2 protein-coding genes are annotated in these 1,860 nt (G+C 37.6%); both read left to right on the top strand.

Features of this window, described 5'->3' with window-relative positions; translation table 11 throughout:
* Positions 1–952: Mu transposase domain-containing protein (locus BMZ99_RS26665; protein WP_407670207.1), on the top strand; the 952-nt coding region annotated here is incomplete at its 5' end.
* The gene (gene istB / locus BMZ99_RS25790) at positions 949–1,701 is read left to right on the top strand and encodes an IS21-like element helper ATPase IstB (protein ID WP_090944996.1); all 753 of its coding nucleotides are present in this window, start codon (positions 949–951) and stop codon (positions 1,699–1,701) included. The genes BMZ99_RS26665 and istB, both read left to right, overlap by 4 nt.
* Positions 1,702–1,860: the final 159 nt, after the last annotated feature.

Below are 1,860 nucleotides of genomic sequence, written 5' to 3'. Positions count from 1 at the left end.
AACCTTCTTAGAAGCCCAACAAATTATGTTTGATTTCTTTGGCGGTACGCCAAAGCGTTTAATTTTTGATAACGCTAAAGTTGCCGTTAAAGAAGGGTTTGGTATTCAGGCAAAACCGCAGGACAAATATCTTTCTTTCAGTGCACATTATGCATTTTCCTTGGACTTTTGCAATCCAGCTAGTGGTAATGAAAAAAGCCTTGTAGAAAATTTAGTTGGTTATTCCAGAAGAAACTTCCTTGTACCGGTTCCCAAAGTGAATGACATCGAGGATCTCAATCGTAAACTTTGGAATGATTGCATCAGTTATCGCAAGAAACATAAAGTAGCTAATCGGCAACAGCCCGTTAATGTCATGTATCAGGAAGAAACCAGCTTTTTAAAACCAATTCCGAGGTACCGCTTCGATACGAGTAAAACGGTCATGGCTAAAGTAGATGATTTTTCTACGGTTCGCTATGAGAAAAACAATTATTCGGTCCCCACGAAATATCTGAGAAAAGATGTTACTGTGAAAGGCTACGCAAATAACATTCGTATCCTACATGAAGGATTAGTGGTTGCCACTTACTTGCGCCAATATGGCTTTGGACATACTGAGTATCGTCTAGAACATTATATTGATTTGCTGGAGCGAAAGCCGCGCTCCGTATCAAATGCCAGACCAGTTAAAGAGACGCTTACCAAGGAGCTGTTGGACTGGGGAAATCAGTTACCTGGTGGGAATAAAGAGATGGTTAAATTACTTCGCTTATGTGTCGATTATGGGGAAGAACGAATTCTTACCATCAAGCGTCGTATTTCAGGTTATGTTATCCCTACAGTTGATATGGTTAGAACCTATTTGAATGAGCCTGTTACCTCTTCTATCATATATCTTAAAAATGAAATTGAAATTACCAAAACTGATTTACAAAAATATGATGAAAAGTACGGGGTAGCAAACCAATGATCAATACAAATGCGCACACCATTGAGCTATATGCAAAGCAACTGAGATTACCAACATTCAACTATTACGGTGATATCATTCGTCAACTGGCAAGCAATAAAAGCTATGAAGAATTTCTTCTCTCCCTAATGAGGATGGAACTTGATTCCCGTACAGAAAGTAGCCAGAAACGCAAAATTAGAATCGCAAACTTTCCGTATATGAAAACGATTGATGAACTTGATTGCAGTCGTTTTGAGCACATTACTGAAGCTTTTATTCATGAACTTGCCAGTTGTGATTTTGTCAGCAAGCGTCAGAACATTGTTATGATCGGAAACCCAGGAACTGGCAAAACTCATCTTAGTATTGCCATTGGTATCAAAGCTTGTATGCAGGGGATGAATGTAAAGTTCTATACGGCAGCCAATCTTTCCAACGAACTTATTGAAGCCCAGGAATACAAAAAGCTTATTAAGATAGAGAAGCAACTTTCTCAAATTGACCTATTGATTATTGATGAACTCAGTTACCTAACTTTTAACCGCCATCAATCAGAATTATTATTCAAAGTCATTGCTGACAGAGCTGAACGGCGCAGCGTTATCGTATCCACAAATTTAAAATTCTCGGATTGGATTACGATGTTTGAAAATACAACAATGGTAACAGCCTTAATTGATCGTTTGACATTTAGATCCCATGTATTAAACATGAACTCTGACCATTCTTACAGAGCAGATTATTCTAATCAAGGAAATGAAAATTAACTATAGGGGAAATACTGCATCATCAGTGTTTCCCTATATGTAAGAGCAATGTGGTAAACTTTTTCACTGTCAAAACTACATCGGTGGTAAACTTTTTCGATATCACTACTGGTAAACTAATTCAGTATCAAGTGGTAAAGAAATTCATTGACATTCACA

This window comes from Pelosinus propionicus DSM 13327, from assembly GCF_900114615.1.
Classification (GTDB): Bacteria; Bacillota; Negativicutes; order DSM-13327; family DSM-13327; genus Pelosinus; species Pelosinus propionicus.
This window is presented reverse-complemented; position numbering and strand designations above follow the sequence as displayed.